Here is a 524-nt window from a genome sequence, read left to right as displayed (position 1 = left end):
AGCGGCGAAAGCGCCAAACGACACGACGGACAGGATGCTGATAGCAGCTACAGTGGTTTTGATTTTCATGATGTTCACCTCGTCGAATCTTTTTGTTGGGGGGCTTTGTTTCGTGACCCTCATCACAAAACCAAGTATACACTAATCACCAAAAATATTAATACCATGCTAATTGTTTTGTGCGTTAATAGTTACAATGGATTGCGCTTTTTATAACGGATAAGAATTAAAAATGACACGTTAGCGACAGCGATAAGATTTATTTCTAATAAATTCATAAAGGTATACGAATTTGATCTTTTGTGCGTTTTACGATTTTCGCGTTAGTAAAAGAACGTATAGACGGCGTAAATGACACTAAGTGTTAAATAGTTGTTGTGCCGGAAGGGGGGAGAGGCAAAAGAAAAGGGAGTCGCCCTCTGACGGTAGCCAGAGGGGAATTACTCAGAGTTCCTGCTCAAACAGAACCAGAATGGCGTCGTGCAGGTCTTTCACCGTAAAACCGCGCGCAGGGCTGGTAAAGA

2 pseudogenes are annotated in these 524 nt (G+C 42.4%); both read right to left on the bottom strand.

The window, feature by feature from the left end:
- Positions 1–69, bottom strand: a pseudogene (locus tag ABD481_RS47140) (hypothetical protein); the annotation flags it as partial.
- Between the two features lie 375 nt (positions 70–444).
- A pseudogene (locus tag ABD481_RS47135) lies at positions 445–524 on the bottom strand (transcriptional regulator ArgR); the annotation flags it as partial.

The organism is Catenulispora yoronensis, assembly GCF_039531695.1.
GTDB lineage: Bacteria > Actinomycetota > Actinomycetes > Streptomycetales > Catenulisporaceae > Catenulispora > Catenulispora yoronensis.
Note: the sequence above shows the minus strand (reverse complement) of the source record. Positions and strands in the feature narration are given on the sequence as shown.